The sequence below is a fragment of the Pseudomonas sp. MWU318 genome, from assembly GCF_016756945.1.
In the GTDB taxonomy this organism is placed as follows: domain Bacteria; phylum Pseudomonadota; class Gammaproteobacteria; order Pseudomonadales; family Pseudomonadaceae; genus Aquipseudomonas; species Aquipseudomonas putida_A.
In genome coordinates this window covers 211,049-229,865 of sequence record NZ_JAESJL010000006.1, presented here as the reverse complement: position 1 = coordinate 229,865, position 18,817 = coordinate 211,049, and the positions used below count along the sequence as shown (strand labels likewise).

The 18,817-nt window shown below is 61.1% G+C and carries 18 protein-coding genes; 5 read left to right on the top strand and 13 right to left on the bottom strand.

The window, feature by feature from the left end; all coding sequences use genetic code 11:
- Positions 1–136: 136 nt before the first annotated feature.
- From JN524_RS16275 to JN524_RS16225, 11 genes are all read right to left on the bottom strand, one after another.
- Entirely contained in the window at positions 137–1,426 is a 1,290-nt protein-coding gene (locus JN524_RS16275; RefSeq protein WP_003221122.1) for an adenylosuccinate synthase, read from the bottom strand.
- 54 nt (positions 1,427–1,480) lie between these two features.
- Positions 1,481–2,668 carry an ATP phosphoribosyltransferase regulatory subunit gene (locus JN524_RS16270; RefSeq protein WP_047600701.1) on the bottom strand — a complete coding sequence of 396 codons (1,188 nt, stop codon included), beginning with the start codon at positions 2,666–2,668 and terminating at the stop codon, positions 1,481–1,483.
- Positions 2,669–2,981: 313 nt separating this feature from the next.
- Positions 2,982–3,851 carry a protease modulator HflC gene (gene hflC, locus JN524_RS16265; protein ID WP_027611416.1) on the bottom strand — a complete coding sequence of 290 codons (870 nt, stop codon included), beginning with the start codon at positions 3,849–3,851 and terminating at the stop codon, positions 2,982–2,984.
- Positions 3,851–5,026, bottom strand: coding sequence for an FtsH protease activity modulator HflK (gene hflK, locus JN524_RS16260; protein WP_007967435.1), 1,176 nt, complete (start codon positions 5,024–5,026; stop codon positions 3,851–3,853). The genes hflC and hflK overlap by 1 nt, the downstream gene beginning before the upstream one ends.
- A gap of 96 nt (positions 5,027–5,122) precedes the next feature.
- Positions 5,123–6,424 carry a ribosome rescue GTPase HflX gene (gene hflX / locus JN524_RS16255; RefSeq protein WP_202369987.1) on the bottom strand — a complete coding sequence of 434 codons (1,302 nt, stop codon included), beginning with the start codon at positions 6,422–6,424 and terminating at the stop codon, positions 5,123–5,125.
- A gap of 12 nt (positions 6,425–6,436) precedes the next feature.
- The gene (gene hfq / locus JN524_RS16250; RefSeq protein ID WP_003221112.1) at positions 6,437–6,697 is read right to left on the bottom strand and encodes an RNA chaperone Hfq; all 261 of its coding nucleotides are present in this window, start codon (positions 6,695–6,697) and stop codon (positions 6,437–6,439) included.
- 94 nt (positions 6,698–6,791) lie between these two features.
- On the bottom strand, positions 6,792–7,763 hold the full coding sequence (gene miaA, locus JN524_RS16245) for a tRNA (adenosine(37)-N6)-dimethylallyltransferase MiaA (RefSeq protein ID WP_202369986.1): 972 nt from the start codon (positions 7,761–7,763) through the stop codon (positions 6,792–6,794).
- Positions 7,763–9,661 (bottom strand): DNA mismatch repair endonuclease MutL, encoded by a 1,899-nt coding sequence (gene mutL, locus JN524_RS16240; RefSeq protein WP_202370088.1) that lies wholly within the window; start codon positions 9,659–9,661, stop codon positions 7,763–7,765. Before mutL ends, miaA begins: the two co-directional genes overlap by 1 nt.
- 5 nt (positions 9,662–9,666) lie before the next feature.
- Positions 9,667–11,046 carry an N-acetylmuramoyl-L-alanine amidase gene (locus tag JN524_RS16235; protein WP_371260346.1) on the bottom strand — a complete coding sequence of 460 codons (1,380 nt, stop codon included), beginning with the start codon at positions 11,044–11,046 and terminating at the stop codon, positions 9,667–9,669.
- Between the two features lie 51 nt (positions 11,047–11,097).
- Entirely contained in the window at positions 11,098–11,568 is a 471-nt protein-coding gene (tsaE, locus tag JN524_RS16230) for a tRNA (adenosine(37)-N6)-threonylcarbamoyltransferase complex ATPase subunit type 1 TsaE (RefSeq protein ID WP_007967425.1), read from the bottom strand.
- On the bottom strand, positions 11,556–13,055 hold the full coding sequence (locus JN524_RS16225; protein ID WP_202369985.1) for an NAD(P)H-hydrate dehydratase: 1,500 nt from the start codon (positions 13,053–13,055) through the stop codon (positions 11,556–11,558). The genes tsaE and JN524_RS16225 overlap by 13 nt, the downstream gene beginning before the upstream one ends.
- Positions 13,056–13,118: 63 nt before the next feature.
- Here JN524_RS16225 and queG point away from each other — a divergent pair, with 63 nt between their 5' ends.
- A complete protein-coding gene (queG, locus tag JN524_RS16220; RefSeq protein ID WP_202369984.1) occupies positions 13,119–14,183 on the top strand; it encodes a tRNA epoxyqueuosine(34) reductase QueG in 1,065 nt (354 codons plus the stop codon).
- A gap of 91 nt (positions 14,184–14,274) precedes the next feature.
- Here queG and JN524_RS16215 read toward each other — a convergent pair whose 3' ends face one another.
- Both JN524_RS16215 and orn read right to left on the bottom strand, forming a co-directional pair.
- Entirely contained in the window at positions 14,275–14,886 is a 612-nt protein-coding gene (locus JN524_RS16215; protein WP_047290974.1) for a trimeric intracellular cation channel family protein, read from the bottom strand.
- 172 nt (positions 14,887–15,058) lie between these two features.
- Positions 15,059–15,601, bottom strand: coding sequence for an oligoribonuclease (gene orn, locus JN524_RS16210; protein WP_003221098.1), 543 nt, complete (start codon positions 15,599–15,601; stop codon positions 15,059–15,061).
- A gap of 107 nt (positions 15,602–15,708) precedes the next feature.
- Between orn and rsgA the strand changes: the two genes are divergently transcribed.
- The 4 genes from rsgA (at position 15,709) to JN524_RS16190 (ending at position 18,807) form a co-directional block, all read left to right on the top strand.
- The gene (gene rsgA, locus JN524_RS16205) at positions 15,709–16,740 is read left to right on the top strand and encodes a small ribosomal subunit biogenesis GTPase RsgA (RefSeq protein ID WP_095138114.1); all 1,032 of its coding nucleotides are present in this window, start codon (positions 15,709–15,711) and stop codon (positions 16,738–16,740) included.
- Positions 16,741–16,952: 212 nt separating this feature from the next.
- Positions 16,953–17,360 carry a TIR domain-containing protein gene (locus JN524_RS16200; RefSeq protein ID WP_202369983.1) on the top strand — a complete coding sequence of 136 codons (408 nt, stop codon included), beginning with the start codon at positions 16,953–16,955 and terminating at the stop codon, positions 17,358–17,360.
- Between the two features lie 2 nt (positions 17,361–17,362).
- Positions 17,363–18,322 (top strand): caspase family protein, encoded by a 960-nt coding sequence (locus JN524_RS16195; RefSeq protein ID WP_202369981.1) that lies wholly within the window; start codon positions 17,363–17,365, stop codon positions 18,320–18,322.
- On the top strand, positions 18,322–18,807 hold the full coding sequence (locus tag JN524_RS16190) for a toll/interleukin-1 receptor domain-containing protein (protein ID WP_134785300.1): 486 nt from the start codon (positions 18,322–18,324) through the stop codon (positions 18,805–18,807). The genes JN524_RS16195 and JN524_RS16190 overlap by 1 nt, the downstream gene beginning before the upstream one ends.
- The last annotated feature ends 10 nt before the right edge of the window (positions 18,808–18,817 follow it).

Below are 18,817 nucleotides of genomic sequence, written 5' to 3'. Positions count from 1 at the left end.
GAATCCCTCTACTTCTGACGCCATTAATTTGATGGCACTCTTGTAGGAAGATTTACAGCAAAGGTCATGCCGTCCAACAGGCATAAACGACAAAGGCCCCGATTAAGGGGCCTTTGTTTTTTACATCAACGACTTATCAAGCGAACGGATGACGCAGAACGATGGTTTCGTTGCGATCCGGGCCCGTCGAAATAATGTCGATCGGCGCGCCGATCAGCTCTTCAACGCGTTTGATGTAGGCACGAGCATTAGCTGGCAGCTCTTCCAGGGTTTTGGCACCCACGGTCGATTCGGTCCAGCCCGGCACTTCTTCGTACACAGGCTGCAGGCCCACGTAGCTGTCAGCGTCGGTCGGCGCCACGGCATTGCCTTGCGCGTCCTTGTAGCCGGTGCAGATGTTGATGGTTTCCAGACCGTCGAGTACGTCCAGCTTGGTCAGGCAGATGCCCGAGATGCTGTTCACATCGATCGCGCGACGCAGGATGACGGCGTCGAACCAGCCGCAACGACGGGCACGGCCGGTAGTCGCGCCGAACTCGTGACCTTGCTTGGCCAGGTGCGCGCCCACGTCGTCGAACAGCTCAGTCGGGAATGGACCCGAACCGACGCGAGTGGTGTAAGCCTTGGTGATGCCCAGGATGTAGTCGAGGAACATCGGACCAACGCCCGAACCGGTGGCCACGCCACCGGCGGTGGTGTTGGAGCTGGTCACGTACGGGTAGGTACCATGGTCGATGTCGAGCAACGAACCCTGGGCGCCTTCGAACATGATGTCTTTGCCGGCGCGACGCAGGTCGTGCAGCTCGGCAGTCACGTCGAGCATCAGCGGCTTGAGCAGCTCGGCGTATTCCTTGCACTCGGCCAAGGTCTTTTCGAACTCGATGGCCGGCTCTTTGTAGTAACCGACCAGCATGAAGTTGTGGTAATCCACCAGTTCACGCAGCTTGTCTTCGAAACGCGGCATGTTCAGCAGGTCGCCCACGCGCAGACCACGACGGGCAACCTTGTCTTCATAAGCCGGGCCGATGCCGCGACCGGTAGTACCGATCTTCAGCTCGCCACGGGCTTTTTCACGGGCCTGGTCCAGCGCCACGTGGAAGGACAGGATCAGCGGGCAGGACGGGCTGATACGCAGGCGCTCGCGCACCGGTACGCCTTTCTCTTCCAGCTTGGTGATCTCACGCAGCAGGGCGTCAGGTGCAACCACCACGCCGTTGCCGATCAGGCACTGCACGCCTTCGCGCAGCACGCCCGACGGGATCAGGTGCAAGACGGTTTTCTCGCCGTCGATCACCAGGGTGTGGCCAGCGTTGTGGCCACCTTGGTAGCGCACTACGGCGGCAGCATGTTCGGTCAGCAGATCAACGATCTTGCCTTTGCCCTCATCACCCCATTGGGTGCCCAGGACTACGACATTCTTACCCATAACACTTGTCCTCATTCGCGCAAACTTGGTGCCGGCGATGGCCGGCAGGAAAACTCAAGAAGCCAGTGGCGATACTTGCCAAAGCCCGTTCTGCTGAATCAATTGCCGGTCGCAGTCCGCATCACGGGCGGCGGCCAAAGGTTGTCCAGGCAATGCCTGAACGACACGCTGACCCTCACTGCGCAACTGGCAAACCTGCTGCCAGAGTGCCGCATCCGTACTGTCAGGCATCCAGATACCGCCAGACGGTAGCTCGATCTCAGCACGCCCCAGGGTCACCAGGGTTTTCAAATCGGTAGAGAAGCCGGTCGCCGGACGGGCACGACCGAAGTCGGCGCCGATGTCGTCGTAACGACCGCCCTGAGCGATGGACTGGCCCACGCCCGGGACAAACACCGCGAACACCACACCGGTGTGGTAGTGGTAGCCGCGCAGCTCGCCCAGGTCGAAGTACAGCGGCAACTCCGGGAAACGCGTCGCCAGACGATCGGCGATCTCCAGCAAATCTTCCAGCGCCGCCAGCACCGGCGCCGGTGCATTGGCCAGACGCTCACGGGCTGCACTCAGTACTTCACGGCCGCCACACAGGTCGACCAGCGCCCGCAGCATGCCGGACAGATCGGCCGGCAGGCCTTCGGTCAAGGTAATGACCTCGTCGATGGCCTTGCGTTGCAACGCATCGAACAACTGCTGCTCGACTTCACCGGACAGACCGGCGGCACGCGCCAGACCACGGTAAATGCCGACATGGCCAAGGTCCATGTGTACATCCGGCACATCGGCCAGTTGCAGCATGGCCAGCATCAGGCTGATCACTTCCACGTCGCTGCTCGGGCTGGCATCGCCGTAGAGCTCGGCACCCAACTGGATCGGGCTGCGCGAGGACGACAGTGCACGCGGCTGGGCATGCAGCACGCTGCCGGCGTAGCACAGACGGCTCGGGCCTTCGCGACGCAGGGTGTGCGCATCGATGCGCGCCACTTGCGGCGTGATGTCGGCACGGAAGCCCATCTGCCGACCCGACTGCGGATCGATGACCTTGAAGGTACGCAGATCCAGGTCCTGGCCCGCACCGGTCAGCAGGGATTCCAGGTACTCGATATGGGGAGTCACGACAAACTCGTAACCCCAGCTCTGGAACAGATCCAACACCTGACGACGCGCGACTTCAATGCGCGCCGCTTCCGGTGGCAGTACTTCTTCGATGCCATCTGGCAGCAGCCAGCGGTCTACCGTTGCCATTACGCCATTCCCCTTTGATCCGGGCGGCCAGCCTGCGGGCGAGCCTTGAGTGAAGCAGAAAATGACCGAACCGTTCAAAACGCACGCGCATGAACGACGCGGCGAAAGGCCTGTTACCGGCTTCGCCCATCACTTTCCTCGAAAATCTCTCGGGCCATTCAACCCGATGCCTGCAACAAAAAACAGCAATCAAACGTGCAGACGCAAAAAAGCCGGGAATTTCCCGGCTGCCGCATCATACACACGTTTTCCCAAAGGATCACCCCGCCCGAGGTTTTAGCCGCCGGGCGGAATGATTCAGGTCAACGTCGTATCAAGGCTTGGACTTTTCCAGGTAACGGAAGAAGTCGCTGCTTGGGTCGAGAACCATGACGTCGGATTTGTTCGCGAAGCTTTCACGGTAGGCACGCAGGCTACGGTAAAAACCGTAGAACTCCTGATCCTGACCGTAGGCCTTGGAGTAGATCGCAGCGGCCTGGGCATCGCCATCACCGCGAATCTCTTCGGATTCACGATAGGCTTCAGCCAGCAGCACGCGGCGTTGACGATCGGCGTCGGCACGGATGCCTTCCGCCAGCTCGTTACCCTTGGCGCGGTGCTCGCGAGCTTCACGCTCACGCTCGGTGCTCATACGTTCGAACACGCTGCGGTTCACTTCCTTCGGCAGATCGATGGCCTTGACCCGGACATCGACGACTTCGATACCCAGCTCTTTTTCCGCCATCTTGTTCAGCGACGCGGTGATGTCAGCCATCAGCGCATCACGCTCACCCGACACCACTTCGTGCAGGGTGCGCTTGCCGAACTGGTCACGCAGACCGGATTCCAGGCGACGAGACAGACGCTCGTCGGCGATCTGCTTGAGGCCGGAAGTCGCGGTGTAGAAGCGCTCGGCATCTTTCACGCGCCACTTGGCGTAGGCATCGACCATCACGGCTTTCTTTTCCAGGGTCAGGAAGCGCTGTGTCGGTGCATCCAGCGTCATCAGACGTGCGTCGAATTTACGCACCTGGTTAACGTAAGGCACTTTCACATGCAGGCCCGGCTGAACATCGGCCTGAACCACACGACCGAATTGCAGCAGCACCGCACGCTCGGTCTGAGCCACGATGTAGAAGCAGTTCCAGCCCACCAGCACCACGACAACGCCAACGATCAGGGCGATCAGCGATTTATTGCTCATCAGCGGGTCTCCCTTGTACGCGTCTGCGGCAGGTCAGTGACATGCGGCGCGACGTCCGTGTTGTTGCTGGCGGCAGCCGAACCGGTGACCGGTGCATTGCTGCCCGAGCTGTTCTGGATCATTTTGTCCAACGGCAGGTAAAGCAGGTTGCTCTGGCCGTTCTTGTTGCCGGTCACGAGTACCTTGCTGGTGTTGCTGAAGACTTCCTGCATGGTGTCCAGGTACAGACGCTGGCGGGTGACTTCAGGGGCCTTGCGATACTCGGCGACCAGTTTGGTAAAGCGATCCGCCTCACCCTTGGCGCGCGAGACCGTTTCGTCGCGGTAACCGTTGGCGTCCTCGAGGATACGCTGGGCCTGACCACGGGCTTCCGGCACGACGCCGTTGGCGTAGGTTTCCGCCTGGTTGCGCGAACGCTGCTCGTCTTCACGGGCGCGGATCACGTCGTCGAAGGCTTCCTGCACTTCACGCGGTGCCGCTGCGCTCTGTACGTTGACCTGGGTGACGGTGATACCGGTGCGATAGGTATCGAGGAAACGTTGCAGACGCTCCTTGATTTCGCTGGCCATCAATTCACGACCTTCGGTCAGCACCTGATCCATGGCGGTCGAACCCACCACGTGGCGCAGGGCGCTGTCGGTCGCATGCTGCAGACTGATTTCCGGCTGATCGACGTTCAGCACGAAGTCCTGCAGGTTGCTGATCTTGTACTGCACGGTCAGCGGCACTTCGACGATGTTCTCGTCTTCGGTCAGCATCTGGCCCTGCTTGGTGTAGGCACGCTCACGCGTGACGTTCTCCATGTACTTCTTGTCGATCGGCGGGAAGTAGATGTTCAGGCCGGGGCCGACGGTCTCGTAGTACTTGCCGAAGCGCAGCACCACGGCTTGCTCCTGCTCGTCGACCACATAGACCGCGCTGTACAGCCAGACAGCTGCCAGCACCACGAGGCCGATGCCGAGCAGACCGCCGAAGCCGCCACCACTCCTGCCCGAACCACCGCCGTCATCACCACCGCGTTTCTTACCACCACCGAACAACCCGTTCAGGCTTTCCTGCAGCTTTCGGAAGGCCTCGTCGAGATCCGGTGGCCCCTTGCGGTCGCCGTTATTGCGGCGCTTGCCACCCCAAGGATCCTGATTATTCGAGTTGCCACCCGGCTCATTCCAAGCCATAGCGCTCTCCATCTGATAAAGCAAAGACGCACCCACGGCGCGCCGACCAATGCTACAGAATGCCTGCCGTTGCGGCACAACCGCTTTGCCAGGCTTTTATTGCAAAGTGTGTTGCTCGATGAATTCCATCGGCTGCAATCCTTCGCGGCTTACCAGTCGATTCAACTCGACCCGGGGCAAACGAACGGCCAGCAGGCAGATGCCTTCTTCGTCATGCTCTTCTTTCTGTACCGCACCGAGTTCGAAGAACTGCGCACGCAGTCGAGCGAATCGTTGCGGCAAGCGCAATGTCCCCACAAACAAATCACTGCCCAGCAACTCGGCAATGGCTTGTTCAAGCAATTCCAGACCCGTGCCATCGCGCGCCGACAGCCAGACCCGCTGCGGCTTGCCATCGGCATCGCGCTGGATCTGTGGCTCAACGCCTTTAAGCAAATCGAGTTTGTTGTATACCTCGAGGATCGGCAAGTCCTGGGCTCCGATCTCGCCCAGTACCACCATCACCTGCTCGATCTGCAACATGCGATCCGGTTCGGCCGCATCGATCACGTGCAACAGCAGGTCGGAATTGCTCGACTCTTCGAGCGTAGACCGAAATGCTTCGACCAGCTTGTGCGGCAAGTGTCGAATGAACCCTACCGTGTCCGCCAGAACGATCGGCCCCAGGTCGTCCAGTTCCAGACGGCGCAGGGTCGGGTCCAGCGTGGCGAACAATTGGTCGGCCGCGTACACCTCGGACTTGGTCACATTATTGAACAGCGTGGATTTGCCGGCGTTGGTATAGCCCACCAGAGACACGGTAGGGATATCCGCGCGGGAACGGCCGCGTCGCGATTGCTCGCGCTGGCTGCGCACTTTTTCCAGACGACCCTTGATCTGACGCAGACGAACCCGCAGCAGACGCCGGTCGGTTTCGAGCTGGGTTTCACCCGGGCCACGCATGCCGATACCGCCACCCTGACGCTCAAGGTGAGTCCAGCCGCGAACCAGGCGGGTGCTCATGTGATCAAGCTGGGCCAGTTCTACCTGGAGCTTGCCTTCATGGGTACGGGCGCGCTGGGCGAAGATATCGAGAATCAGGCCGGTACGGTCGATCACGCGACACTCGAAAACACGTTCGAGGTTACGTTCCTGACTGGGCGTGAGAATGTGATTGAAAATCACCAGATCGGCCTTTTCGGCATGGACCAGGTCGCGTAATTCCTCGACCTTGCCGCTGCCAATCAGGTATTTGGCGGTTGGCCGATGACGCGGTACGTTAAAAAACGCAACGGTCTCGGCGCCCGCCGAATTAGCCAATTCCTGAAACTCCTGCGGATCTTCGCGCGCCTCAGGGTCCTGACCTTCCAAGTGAACGAGGATGACTCGCTCACCACCACCGTGGCGCTCAAAGAACAAAGGAGACTCCTATCAGGCGTTACCTGGCTCAGCGTCACCTGCATCGGATTCGGTTGCGCTAGGCAGACGAATTGGACGTACTGGCACGACTGTCGAGATAGCGTGTTTGTAAACCATCTGGCTGACGGTGTTTTTCAGCAGGATAACGAACTGGTCGAACGACTCGATCGTGCCTTGCAGTTTGATACCGTTGACCAGGTAGATGGAAACCCCAACTTTCTCTTTACGTAAAGTATTCAAGTAAGGGTCTTGTAGCGAATGCCCTTTTGACATGTGCCGCACTCCTTTAAGGATTCAATAATAAAAATAGGTAATTCAGATGGCTTTGGCCGCCACACCCCCAAGGATAGACGGCAATTGCAAGGACTCAGCTCAATATGGAGATGGTCCCAAGGTATTTCAAGGCGCGTGGCAGATTGTCGCAATCAAGACTGTCCAGCCAGTGCAGTTCTTCCCAGCTGCGCAGCCAGGTGAACTGGCGCTTGGCCAATTGACGCGTGGCAATGATGCCGCGTTCCTGCATTTCAGCTAACGACAGCTTGCCATCCAGGTAGTCCCAGACTTGGCGGTAGCCTACCGCACGTATAGACGGCAACCCGGAATGCAGGTCACTTCTTTTACGCAGGGCTACGACCTCGTCGATGAACCCCTGTTCCAGCATATTTGTGAATCTTTGTTTAATGCGCTCGTGCAGTACCTGACGATTTGCCGGAGCAATGGCCAAGTTCGCGACAGTATAGGGCAATTGTTGCCGTCCCGAAGCGGCTGCTTCAGTACTTTGCGCAGATTGTTGATGACGCAGCGCGGTCATGCTCTGACCACTGACCCGATAAACCTCCAGCGCCCGACTCAGGCGCTGCGGATCGTTCGGATGAATGCGTGCCGCCGACACCGGATCGATGCTCGCCAGTTGATCATGCAGGGCTTGCCAGCCAAGGCGTGCAGCCTCTTCCTCGATCTGCGCACGGACTTCGGGATCCGCCGCCGGCATGTCCGCCAGGCCATCAACCAGCGCCTTGTAATAGAGCATGGTGCCGCCGACCAGCAGCGGAATTTTCCCGCGTGCGGTGATTTCAGCCATGGCTTGCAGGGCATCGCGACGGAAATCCGCAGCCGAATAGGCCTCGGCCGGATCGAGAATGTCGATCAATCGGTGCGGAAACTCGGCCAGCAGTTCTTTCGATGGCTTGGCGGTGCCGATGTCCATGCCGCGATAGACCAGCGCCGAGTCGACGCTGATCAGCTCGCACGGCAGCACCTTGGTCAGCTCGATGGCCAGGTCGGTCTTGCCCGCAGCGGTCGGGCCCATCAGAAAAATCGCTGGAGGAAGCTGGCTCATCAACGACCGCGCAGGAACAGTTTGTCCAGATCGTCCAGGCCCAGCTGGGTCCAGGTCGGTCGGCCATGGTTGCATTGACCGCTGCGCTCGGTATTTTCCATGTCGCGCAGCAGACCGTTCATTTCCGGCAGGGCCAGGCGCCGGTTGGCACGGATCGCGCCGTGGCAGGCCATGGTGCCGAGCAGTTCGTTCAGATGTGCCTGAATCCGGTCGCTGGTGCCGTATTCCATCAGGTCCGACAGCACGTCACCCACCAGCCGATTGGCCTCGGCCTGCTTGAGTAGCGCCGGAATCTGGCGGATTGCCAATGTTTCCGGGCCCAGACGCTGCAGCTCGAAGCCCAGTTTCTGGAACCATGCAGCGTGTTCTTCAGCGCAATCGGCTTCTCGCTGACTGACCGCCAGCGACTCCGGCACCAACAGCGGCTGACCGCTGAGACCTTCGCTGGCCATGGCGATTTTCAGGCGTTCGTACATGATCCGCTCGTGCGCGGCATGCATGTCCACCAGCACCAGTCCCTGAGCGTTCTCGGACAGGATGTAGATGCCCTTGAGCTGCGCCAGCGCGTAACCGAGCGGCGGAATATCTTCCTGACCGGCTGGCAGCGCGTTGGCATTCGCTTCCGGCAACGGTGCGAAGAACTCGCGGTAAGCAGCTTGTGCCTCGGCGGCCGGCACAGCCGACTGCGGACGCGGCGTGTACTGATATTGATAAGCGCCGCCAGCGCTGGCGCCCGACGAAGTATTGAACGCCGGTTGCGCCTGCGGCTGTTCCAGCAGCGCGTTGGCCGCCAGACGCATTTCGCCCTGCGGGCCGAATTCACCGGCCTCGATACCGGTTGGACGCACCACCGCTGTGGTGACAGAGCCGGCCAGTTGATCTTCCGGACGCACATCACCCAAGGCGCGGTGCAACGTGCCATATAGGAAGTCATGCACCATGCGCCCGTCACGGAAGCGCACTTCGTGCTTGGTCGGGTGCACGTTGACGTCCACCGCAGCCGGATCGACCTCGAAAAACAGCGCGAAGGTCGGATGACGGCCATTGAACAGCACATCACGATAAGCCTGGCGCACCGCGTGGGCCACCAGTTTGTCGCGTACCGCACGGCCGTTCACGAAGAAATACTGCAAGTCCGCCTGACTGCGGTTGAAGGTCGGCAACCCGACCCAGCCCCACAAGTGCAGGCCATTGCGCTCGATCTCGATCGGCAGCGCCTGCTCGAGGAAGCCCGAACCACAGATCGCCGCCACACGCCGGGCGCGGGCTGCATCATCGTGGGCCTCGTGCAGGCTGAGGATGGTCTTGCCGTTGTGGCGCAGATGGAAGGCGACGTCGAAACGCGCCAGCGCCAGACGCTTGATCACTTCTTGCAGGTGATCGAATTCGGTTTTTTCGGTCTTGAGAAACTTGCGCCGCGCCGGGGTATTGAAGAACAGATCGCGCACTTCCACCGACGTACCGACCGGATGCGCTGCCGGCTGAACGCGAGGCGCCATGTCGCGACCTTCGGTTTCGACCTGCCAGGCCTGATCGGCGTCGCGGGTGCGCGAGGTCAGGGTCAGGCGCGCCACGGAGCTGATCGACGCCAGCGCCTCACCACGGAAGCCGAGGCTCATCACCTGCTCGAGGTCTTCGAGGTTGCGAATCTTGCTGGTGGCGTGACGGGCCAAAGCAAGCGGCAGGTCGTCGGCGGAAATGCCGCTGCCATCGTCACGCACCCGCAGCAGCTTGACGCCGCCCTGCTCGACATCGACGTCGATGCGCTTGGCACCGGAGTCGAGACTGTTTTCCAGCAACTCCTTGATCACCGAAGCCGGGCGCTCGACCACCTCGCCGGCGGCGATCTGGTTCGCCAGCCGTGGGCTGAGCAGTTCGATGCGTGCGGCGCTCAACACCTGATTCATTCTTTGGACGCCAGTTCGGTGCCGGGAATGGTCAGGTGCTGGCCAATCTTCAGCTCATCGCTGCTGAGGTTGTTGGCACTGCGCAGCGTCGCGGGCGACACCTGATAACGCACGGCAATCATCGCCAGCGTCTCGCCCGGGCTTACGCGGTGATCGCGCGGACCTTGGGCAATCTTGCCGGAGTCACGCAGCCAGGCAATGTAAGTGCCCGGTGGCGGGTTCTGCTGGAAGAACTGGCGCACGCCGCTGCTGATCGAACGCGCCAGCGCCTGCTGGTGGCTCGATGCCGAGAGTTTGTTCGCTTCGTTGGCGTTGGAGATAAATCCGGTTTCGACGAGGATCGACGGGATGTCCGGCGACTTCAGCACCATGAACCCGGCCTGCTCCACTCGTTGCTTGTGCAGCGGGGTCACGCGGCCGATGTTGGTCAGGACTTTCTGGCCGACGTTGAGGCTGGAAGTCAGCGACGCGGTCATCGACAGGTCGAGGAGCACGCCGGCGAGCATGCGATCCTTGTCGTCGAGGCTGACGTTGCCGGCACCACCAATCAGGTCAGAACGGTTTTCGCTGTCGGCCAGCCAACGGGCGGTCTCGGATGTCGCGCCGCGATCAGACAGGGCAAACACCGAGGCACCGAAGGCTGCCGCAGACGGCGCAGCGTCGGCGTGGATCGAAACGAACAGGTCGGCGCCCTTCTTGCGGGCAATTTCGGTACGGCCGCGCAACGGGATGAAGTAGTCGCCGGTACGGGTCAGCTCGGCGCGGAAACCTTTCATGCCGTTGACCTGACGCTGCAGCTCGCGGGCGATCTGCAGCACCACGTCTTTCTCACGCTGGCCGCGCGAGCCGGACGCACCCGGGTCTTCGCCGCCGTGACCGGCGTCGATCACCACAATGATGTCGCGCTTGCCGGCCGGGGCCGGTGGCAACTTGATCGCCGGTTCCGACGGTGTCACCGGCACTGCCGGCACGGTGGCGACCGATGGCGTTGGCGCAGGTGGCGGCGCGGCATCGGCCGGGTTGTCGAACAGATCGACCACCAGACGGTTGCCATATTGCGCGTTCGGCGCCAGCGAGAAACTTTTCGGGGTGACGGCTTTTTTCAGGTCGATGACCACTCGCAGGTCGGTCGGCGTACGCTGGGCCGAGCGCATCGCGGTGATCGGCGTGTTGGCGGTCGAGACTTTCAGCGGCGCACCCAAGGTGGCGCCATTGATGTCGATCACCAGCCGATCCGGTGCGGTCAGGGTGAAGACGCTGTGCTGCACCGGGCCGCTCAGGTCGAAGACCAGTCGCGTGTTGTCCGGCGCCCGCCACAGGCGCACGCTGTTGACCTTTGTCTCGGCCACAGCGTTGACGGTTACTGCCATCAACATCAGTCCAACGGCAGCCACCAACGCGCGAAAGCGCATACCTAACCCCATCATTTAATTGGATTCCAATGCCAAAGCGGCACACCAGGCCTCGCCACGCGAGCCCTGGGATAAAATTTTCAGCGAACGCCCGCTGTCTTGCGGGCTAATGGTAATGGTCAGGTCAGGCTTTGGCAAAAAGCCTGCACCTTTATCGGGCCACTCGATCAGGCACAGGGCGTCGTCTTCGAAATAGTCGCGGATGCCGAGAAACTCCAGCTCCTCCGGATCGACCAGACGATACAGGTCGAAGTGGAAGGCACGCACATCGCCGATCTCGTAGGGTTCGACCAGGGTGAAGGTCGGACTCTTTACCGCGCCGACATGCCCCAGCCCACGAATGATGCCCCGCGACAGGGTGGTTTTGCCCATGCCCAGATTGCCTTCCAGGAAAATCAGGCCGTGGCCTTGGGTAACGCGGGCGATCCGTGCGCCAAAGTCGCTCATGGCCTGTTCATCGGCCAGGTACAGGGTTACTTCAGACACGGTGCATGCTCCTCCAACAACTGACGAATGACTGGAATCAGATCACTGGCCGCCAGCCCACGGCCGAATTTACCTTGTTGCGCGCCGGCATTGGCGTGCAGCCAGACTGCCAGGCACGCGGCATCGAAGCCATCCATGCCTTGGGCCAACAACGCGCCAGTCAAGCCGGCGAGTACGTCGCCCAGGCCGGCGGTGGCCATGGCCGGATGGCCTTGATGACACAGCGCCAGACGCCCATCGGGATGGGCGATCAGGCTGCCGGCGCCTTTCAGCACGACGACGGCCGAGTATTTTTTGCTCAACGCCCGCGCGGCGGCCGGGCGATCGGTCTGCACCTCAGCGGTACTGACGCCCAACAGGCGCGCCGCCTCTCCCGGATGCGGGGTGATCACGCAATCCTCAGGCAGGCTGACAAATCCGCTCGCCAGCAGGTTCAACGCGTCGGCGTCCCAAACTTGTGGCAGCGGCGCATTGGCGGCCGCCGACAACAGCGCCCGCCCCCAGCTCGCCTGCCCGAGACCCGGGCCAATCACCAGCACCGAAACCTTTTCCAGCAGCCCCATCAACTGATTGGCTGACGACGTGCCGAGCACCATGACTTCCGGCATCCGCGTCAGTGCTGCCGGGACATGTTCCGCACGGGTTGCCAGCGACACCATCCCGGCGCCACTACGCAGCGCACTTTCGCTGCTGAGCAGAATCGCCCCGCCAAAACCCTGATCGCCACCGATCAGCAGCAAATGCCCGAAGCGCCCTTTGTGTGCAGCGGGCGCACGCGGGGCCAATCGTGGAAGATTAGCCGCCGAGAGACGCAGAGCGCTGACAGGAATGTCACGGTAGATGTCGGCGGCGGCTTGCAGATCGTTAAACACCAACGCACCGACCTGATCCGCCGCCGCCCCGGTGAACAGGCCAAGCTTCAAGCCGATAAAGGTCACGGTAAGGTCAGCGCGAACCGCAACGCCGAGGACATGCCCGGTATCGGCACACAGTCCGGAAGGAATATCCACCGCCACTACCGGCTGGCCACTGGCATTGATCGCCTTGATCGCAGCGGCATACGGCCCACGGACATCGCCGGCCAGCCCGGTGCCGAGCAAGGCATCGACAATCACCCCGCGCAGCTCGATTTGCGCAGTCCAGCTCTGCACGGCGACGCCATCGCTGATGGCCTGCGCATAAGCCTGCGCCGCATCACCCTGCAAGCGTTGCGGATCACCGACTGCGAGCACCCGCACCGCCCAACCGGCCCGATGCGCCAGCGCGGCGATCAGAAAACCATCGCCGGCGTTGTTGCCATGCCCGGCAAGCACGGTCAATTCGTTCGCCGCAGGCCACTGCCGCACCAATGCGCGCCAGGTTGCGTGAGCGGCACGCTGCATCAATTCGAAGCCCGGCGTGCCCGCAGCGATCAGCCGCGCATCGAGTGCTCGCACCTGTGCGGCGCCATACAGCGCGTCGGGTAATTGATCTTTCGTGTGCGGCATGCGTCTTCGGGCTCCGATGTCTGGCAGAATTATACGCACCTCAGCTCCGGTTTCTCTCGCCTCATGTCCGCCATCACCACAGATCTGCCCGCCCTCGCCCAATCGATCAAGGATTGGGGCCGCGAGCTGGGCTTCCAGCAAGTCGGCATCAGCGGTCTGGACCTGGCCGAGCATGAGCAGCACCTGGAGCGCTGGCTCGCCGCCGGCTACCACGGCGAAATGGATTACATGGGCGCTCACGGCAGCAAACGCTCGCATCCGGAGCAACTGGTCCCGGGTACGTTGCGCGTGGTTTCGCTGCGCATGGACTACCTGCCCGGCGACACGCAAATGGCGCAAATGCTCGCGCAACCGGAGAAAGCCTACGTTTCGCGTTATGCCTTGGGCCGCGATTACCACAAATTGATCCGTAAACGTGTGCAGCAATTGGCCGACAGGATTCAGTCAGAGATCGGCCCGTTCGGTTTCCGCGCGTTCGTAGACAGCGCCCCGGTGCTGGAAAAAGCCATCGCCGAGCAGGCCGGGCTGGGCTGGATCGGCAAAAACACCTTGGTACTGAACCGCAAGGCCGGCAGCTATTTCTTCTTGAGCGAACTGTTTGTCGATCTGCCACTGCCGGTGGACGAACCGCACAGCAGCGAACATTGCGGACGTTGCACCGCGTGTCTGGACATCTGCCCGACCAACGCCTTCGTCGGCCCCTATGTGCTGGACGCCCGGCGCTGCATCTCCTACCTGACCATCGAACTGAAAAACGCCATCCCCGAAGACCTGCGCCCACTGATCGGCAACCGCGTATTCGGCTGCGACGACTGCCAGATCGTCTGCCCGTGGAACCGCTTCGCCAAGCCATCCGGGGAAAGCGATTTCAAGCCACGGCACAACCTGGACAACGCCGAACTGGCGGAACTGTTCATGTGGGACGAGGACAAATTTCTCAGCAGCACCGAAGGCTCACCGCTGCGCCGTGCCGGTTACGAGCGCTGGCTACGCAATCTGGCAGTCGGGCTGGGCAACGCGCCATCGAGCATTCCGGTGCTGGAGGCCTTGAAGGCGCGCCGTGATTACCCGTCCGATCTAGTCCGCGAACACGTCGAGTGGGCGCTGAAACAGCACGGTCAATTGTAGGAGCTGCCGCAGGCTGCGATCTTTTGACTTTGATTTTTAAAAGACAAGATCAAAGGATCGCAGCCTGCGGCAGCTCCTACAGGGGAATGCATTAATGCTCGTCGTTGTAGACGAACTTGGGCATTTCCCAGTGGAAACGGATGGCCAGCAACCGCAACAGAAAACCGCCGAACAAAGTGATCAGAATCGCCTGTTCGCTCGGCACATTCAGGTACAGGCAGAGCATGTAGCACCACGCGGCGGCGAACGAGACGCTGGCGTACAGTTCGCGGCGGAAGATCAGCGGGATGTCGTTGCAGAAGATGTCGCGCAGGATGCCGCCGAAGACGCCGGTGATCACGCCGCTGACCGAGGCCACCAGCATGCCGTGGCCCATTTCCAGAGCGGTCATGCAGCCGATCAGGGTGAACGCCACCAGACCGACCGCATCGAGCACCAGAAACAGTGAACGCAGGTGACGCATCCAGCGTGCGGTGAATACAGTGAGCATCGCGGCGGCCGAAGTCAGCACCAGGTATTCCGGGTGCTTGACCCACGTCAGCGGATAATGCCCAAGCAACACATCGCGCACCGAACCGCCGCCCAATGCCGTGACGCAGGCGATCAACACCACCCCGAACCAGTCCATGCCGCGCCGCCCGGCAGACAACGCGCCGGTCATGGCTTCAGCGGTAATGGCGATCAGATAGAGCATCAGCAACATGGCGGCGGTCCTGGCAGGAAGGCGCGCAGTCTAGCCATTTCAGCGCCGCACCAGAAGGGGGCGCGACACGACGATCCTCTGTAGGAGCTGCCGCAGGCTGCGATCTTTTGATCTTGTTTTTAAAAGCAACATCAAAAGATCGCAGCCTGCGGCAGCTCCTACAAGGACAGCATCAGAACTTGATGAAATGCTTGCGGTAGTGCTGCAGCTCGGCGATCGACTCGCGGATGTCGTCCAGCGCCAGGTGGGTGCTGCCCTTCTTGAAGCTGTCGCGCACATCCGGTGCCCAGCGTGCGGCCAGCTCTTTGAGCGTCGACACATCGAGGTTGCGGTAGTGGAAGTAGCTTTCCAGTGCCTTCATGTGGGTATAAAGGAAGCGACGATCCTGGCAGATGCTGTTGCCGCAGATCGGCGACTTGCCTTTTGGCACCCACTTTTCCAGGAAAGCGATGGTTTCGGCCTCGGCTTCGGCCATGCTGATACGGCTGTCACGCACGCGCTGGGTCAGGCCCGAGTTGCCGTGGGTGCGGGTGTTCCACTCGTCCATGCGGGCGAGCACTTCGTCACTGTGGTGAATGGCGATCACCGGGCCTTCGGCCAGGGTGTTCAGGTCACTGTCGGTGACGATGGTGGCCATTTCGATGATGACGTCGTTTTCCGGATCCAGACCGGTCATTTCCAGGTCGATCCAGATCAGGTTCTGCGGGTTTTGCATATTCGGGCTCCTAGGCAATGCTGCGCAGTTTAGCCTAGGCCGGTGCCCGGGCGTGCTAAACTCGCGGCCGTTTTACCTAATCGCTGCATTCTTCAGACGGAACACCCATGGCCAAACGCCAACTCAATCGTCGTCAAAACTGGCGCATCGAAAAGATTCAAGGCGAGCGCGCCGCGCGCGCCGCCAAACGCGAGTCCTCGGCGGTCGAAGCCCTCGAGGGCGGCGATCTGGGCCCTGAGCAACACGGCCTGGTGATCGCCCACTTCGGTGTGCAGGTCGAGGTCGAGGCCGTGGACGGCGAACAGGCCGGCCAGGTTTTCCGTTGCCACTTGCGCGCCAACCTGCCGGCGCTGGTGACCGGTGATCGGGTGGTCTGGCGCGCCGGCAACCAGGGCATCGGGGTGATCGTCGCGCAACTGCCGCGCAACACCGAACTCTGCCGCCCGGACAGCCGTGGCCAGCTCAAGCCGGTCGCCGCGAACGTCGACATGATCGTCATCGTCTTCGCGCCGCTGCCCGAGCCGCATGCCAACCTGATCGACCGGTACCTGGTCGCCGCCGAACACGCCGGCATCCGCCCGTTGCTGTTGCTGAACAAGTTCGACCTGATCGACGAGCAGAACGCCCCGGCGCTCAATGCCCTGCTGGCGGTGTACCGCACGCTGGGTTATCCGGTGCTGGAAGTCTCGGCGCATCACGGCAACGGCATGGAGCAGTTGCAGAAGCAGCTCGACGGGCGCATCAGCGTGTTCGTCGGCCAGTCCGGCGTCGGCAAGTCGTCGCTGGTCAACAGCCTGCTGCCGGAAGTCGAGACTCGCGTCGGCCCGCTGTCCGAGCTGTCCGGTCAGGGCACGCACACCACGACCACCGCACGCCTGTTCCACTTCCCAGGCGGCGGCGAGTTGATCGACTCCCCGGGTATCCGTGAGTTCGGTCTGGGCCACGTCAGCCGCGCCGACGTCGAAGCCGGTTTCATCGAGTTCAACGACCTGCTCGGCACTTGCCGCTTCCGCGACTGCAAACACGATCGCGAACCGGGTTGCGCACTGCTCAAGGCCCTGGAAGACGGCCGCGTGCAGCAGCAGCGGATGAACAGCTACCGCTCGATCATCGCCAGCCTGCCGGAAAACGGCTACTAAACATCTGCACCGGCAGCCTCTCGTCCGAGGGCTGCCGGATGTCGGACCACGCCTGACACATCCCCCGACCGTTTAAACGTCAGGCCTTTCTGACAGGCCTGCTCGCGCCTGCCTGCAGGACATTTCTCTTTCCGCGCGCAGACCTTGCGGGCACTTTAGAGATGCCTAAATTGGGTTGTTCCTTCGCACCTTCGCGACCTTCGAGGAACCCCATGCAAACCTATCACCTGTTCATCAGCCATTCGTGGAACTACTCCCACGCTCACGACAATCTGGTACGCCTGCTCGGCGCCAGATCGGATTTCAGTTTCAAGAATTTTTCCGTGCCGCCGCACAACCCGATCATGGGCGCGCAGACCGACAAGCAGCTTGAGGAAGCCATCGAAAACAAGATTCGTCCGTGCTCGGCGGTGCTGATCATGGCCGGGATGTATTCGACTTACAGCAAGTGGATCAACAAGGAAATCGAGATCGCCAAGCGCATGGGCAAAGTGATCATCGCGATCAAGCCGTTCGGCGCCGAGCGCATTTCCACGGTAGTACGTGAAGCGGCGCACGCCGAATGCGCGTGGAACACCAACAGCATCATCGGTGCGATCCGTCAGCACACGGCGGTGTAACCATGCGCAAGGGACTGTTTATCGGCATCAACCACTACGACCACGTCTCGCCCTTGAGCGGCTGTAACAACGACGCCATGGCCATGGCGTCGGTGCTGGAACGTCATGCCAACGGGCGACCGAACTTCAGCAGCAAAGTGCTGACTTCAGCCGAAGAAAAACTCACGCTCAGCCACATGAAACAGCAGATCCAGAGCCTGTTCTCAGGCGATTGTGACGTGGCACTGCTGTACTTCGCCGGCCATGGTCAGTTCGACACCAGCATCGACGAAGGACTCCTGATTCCCCAGGACTATCAGCCTGGCGGAGACGGGATCCGCATCAGCGACATTCTGGAATGGGCGGACAAGGCCCCGCACATCAAGAACAAAATCATCATTCTCGATTGCTGCCAGGCCGGCGCAGCAGGCGCCATGCGCAATCTGCGTGGCGGCAGCAGTGTGATCGGCGAAGGCGTGACCATTCTCACGGCCTGCAAAAAAGAACAGTACGCCCTGGAAAGTCGCGGTCATGGCGTATTCACGGATCTGTTGCTGCAAGCGCTGCACGGTGGCGCTGCCAACGTACTCGGCAAAGTCACCCCCGGTAGCGTTTATTCGTTTGTCGACAATGCGCTGGGAGCCTGGGAACAGCGTCCGGTGTTCAAGACCAATGTCTCGCAGTTCGTACCGCTGCGCGAAGTCGCGCCGCTGATTGCCGAGGAAACCCTGCGCAAACTCAAGGACTGGTTCCCCGAGCCAAGCTTCGTCTTCCGGCTCGATCCCAGCTACGAGCCCACCGAAGCGCTGTTCGACCCCGAGCACGGCGACATCTTCAAGCAACTGCAAATGTGCAACCGCCACAGCCTGATCGAACCGGTGGATGCAGAGCACATGTACTACGCCGCCATGAACTCCACTGGCTGCCGCCTCACCGCCCTCGGCGCCTATTACCGTGAACTCGCCATAAAAGGACACTTCTGATGCCCGTATTCATCAGCTACCGCCACATCGATCGCCCGCAGGCCATGGCGATCAATGCGCAATTGATGCAGGCCAACATCAAGACTTACCTCGACGTACTCGACCCGGAGTCGCAGACCACCGACGACATCACCGGGGTGATCACCCGCAACATCACCGAGTGCACGCACCTGCTGGCAGTGGTTTCGGAGAAAACCGCGTTGTCGTGGTGGGTGCCGTTCGAAATCGGCGAAGCGACGATCAGCAATCGCCGGATCTGCTCGTTCCGCACCGGGCCGGCAAAGCTGCCGGAGTATCTGGACAAGTGGCCGAAGCTGAGCACGGCCAGTGATCTGAATTTCTTCATCGATGCCTATCGTGAAGAAGTATCGAGCAAGCGCTCGATGACGCTGGATTCGAGCAACGAATCCTTCAGCGGCACCTATAAGCGCAACGCCGATCTTTTCCATGAACAACTGAAGAACCGGATTCGGCGCGGTTTCTGAGGCCAATCGA

What these genes read in the sequence shown, in the direction of transcription:
- orn (WP_003221098.1), bottom strand. Translation starts at nt 15,601, where the DNA reads ATGCAAAACCCGCAGAACCTGATCTGGATCGACCTGGAAATGACCGGT.
- JN524_RS16190 (WP_134785300.1), top strand. Translation starts at nt 18,322, where the DNA reads ATGCCCGTATTCATCAGCTACCGCCACATCGATCGCCCGCAGGCCATG.
- JN524_RS16200 (WP_202369983.1), top strand. Translation starts at nt 16,953, where the DNA reads ATGCAAACCTATCACCTGTTCATCAGCCATTCGTGGAACTACTCCCAC.
- JN524_RS16235 (WP_371260346.1), bottom strand. Translation starts at nt 11,046, where the DNA reads ATGTTGATGGCAGTAACCGTCAACGCTGTGGCCGAGACAAAGGTCAAC.
- JN524_RS16275 (WP_003221122.1), bottom strand. Translation starts at nt 1,426, where the DNA reads ATGGGTAAGAATGTCGTAGTCCTGGGCACCCAATGGGGTGATGAGGGC.
- JN524_RS16195 (WP_202369981.1), top strand. Translation starts at nt 17,363, where the DNA reads ATGCGCAAGGGACTGTTTATCGGCATCAACCACTACGACCACGTCTCG.
- JN524_RS16215 (WP_047290974.1), bottom strand. Translation starts at nt 14,886, where the DNA reads ATGTTGCTGATGCTCTATCTGATCGCCATTACCGCTGAAGCCATGACC.
- JN524_RS16270 (WP_047600701.1), bottom strand. Translation starts at nt 2,668, where the DNA reads ATGGCAACGGTAGACCGCTGGCTGCTGCCAGATGGCATCGAAGAAGTA.
- hflK (WP_007967435.1), bottom strand. Translation starts at nt 5,026, where the DNA reads ATGGCTTGGAATGAGCCGGGTGGCAACTCGAATAATCAGGATCCTTGG.
- rsgA (WP_095138114.1), top strand. Translation starts at nt 15,709, where the DNA reads ATGGCCAAACGCCAACTCAATCGTCGTCAAAACTGGCGCATCGAAAAG.
- hflC (WP_027611416.1), bottom strand. Translation starts at nt 3,851, where the DNA reads ATGAGCAATAAATCGCTGATCGCCCTGATCGTTGGCGTTGTCGTGGTG.
- JN524_RS16225 (WP_202369985.1), bottom strand. Translation starts at nt 13,055, where the DNA reads ATGCCGCACACGAAAGATCAATTACCCGACGCGCTGTATGGCGCCGCA.
- miaA (WP_202369986.1), bottom strand. Translation starts at nt 7,763, where the DNA reads ATGAGCCAGCTTCCTCCAGCGATTTTTCTGATGGGCCCGACCGCTGCG.
- queG (WP_202369984.1), top strand. Translation starts at nt 13,119, where the DNA reads ATGTCCGCCATCACCACAGATCTGCCCGCCCTCGCCCAATCGATCAAG.
- hfq (WP_003221112.1), bottom strand. Translation starts at nt 6,697, where the DNA reads ATGTCAAAAGGGCATTCGCTACAAGACCCTTACTTGAATACTTTACGT.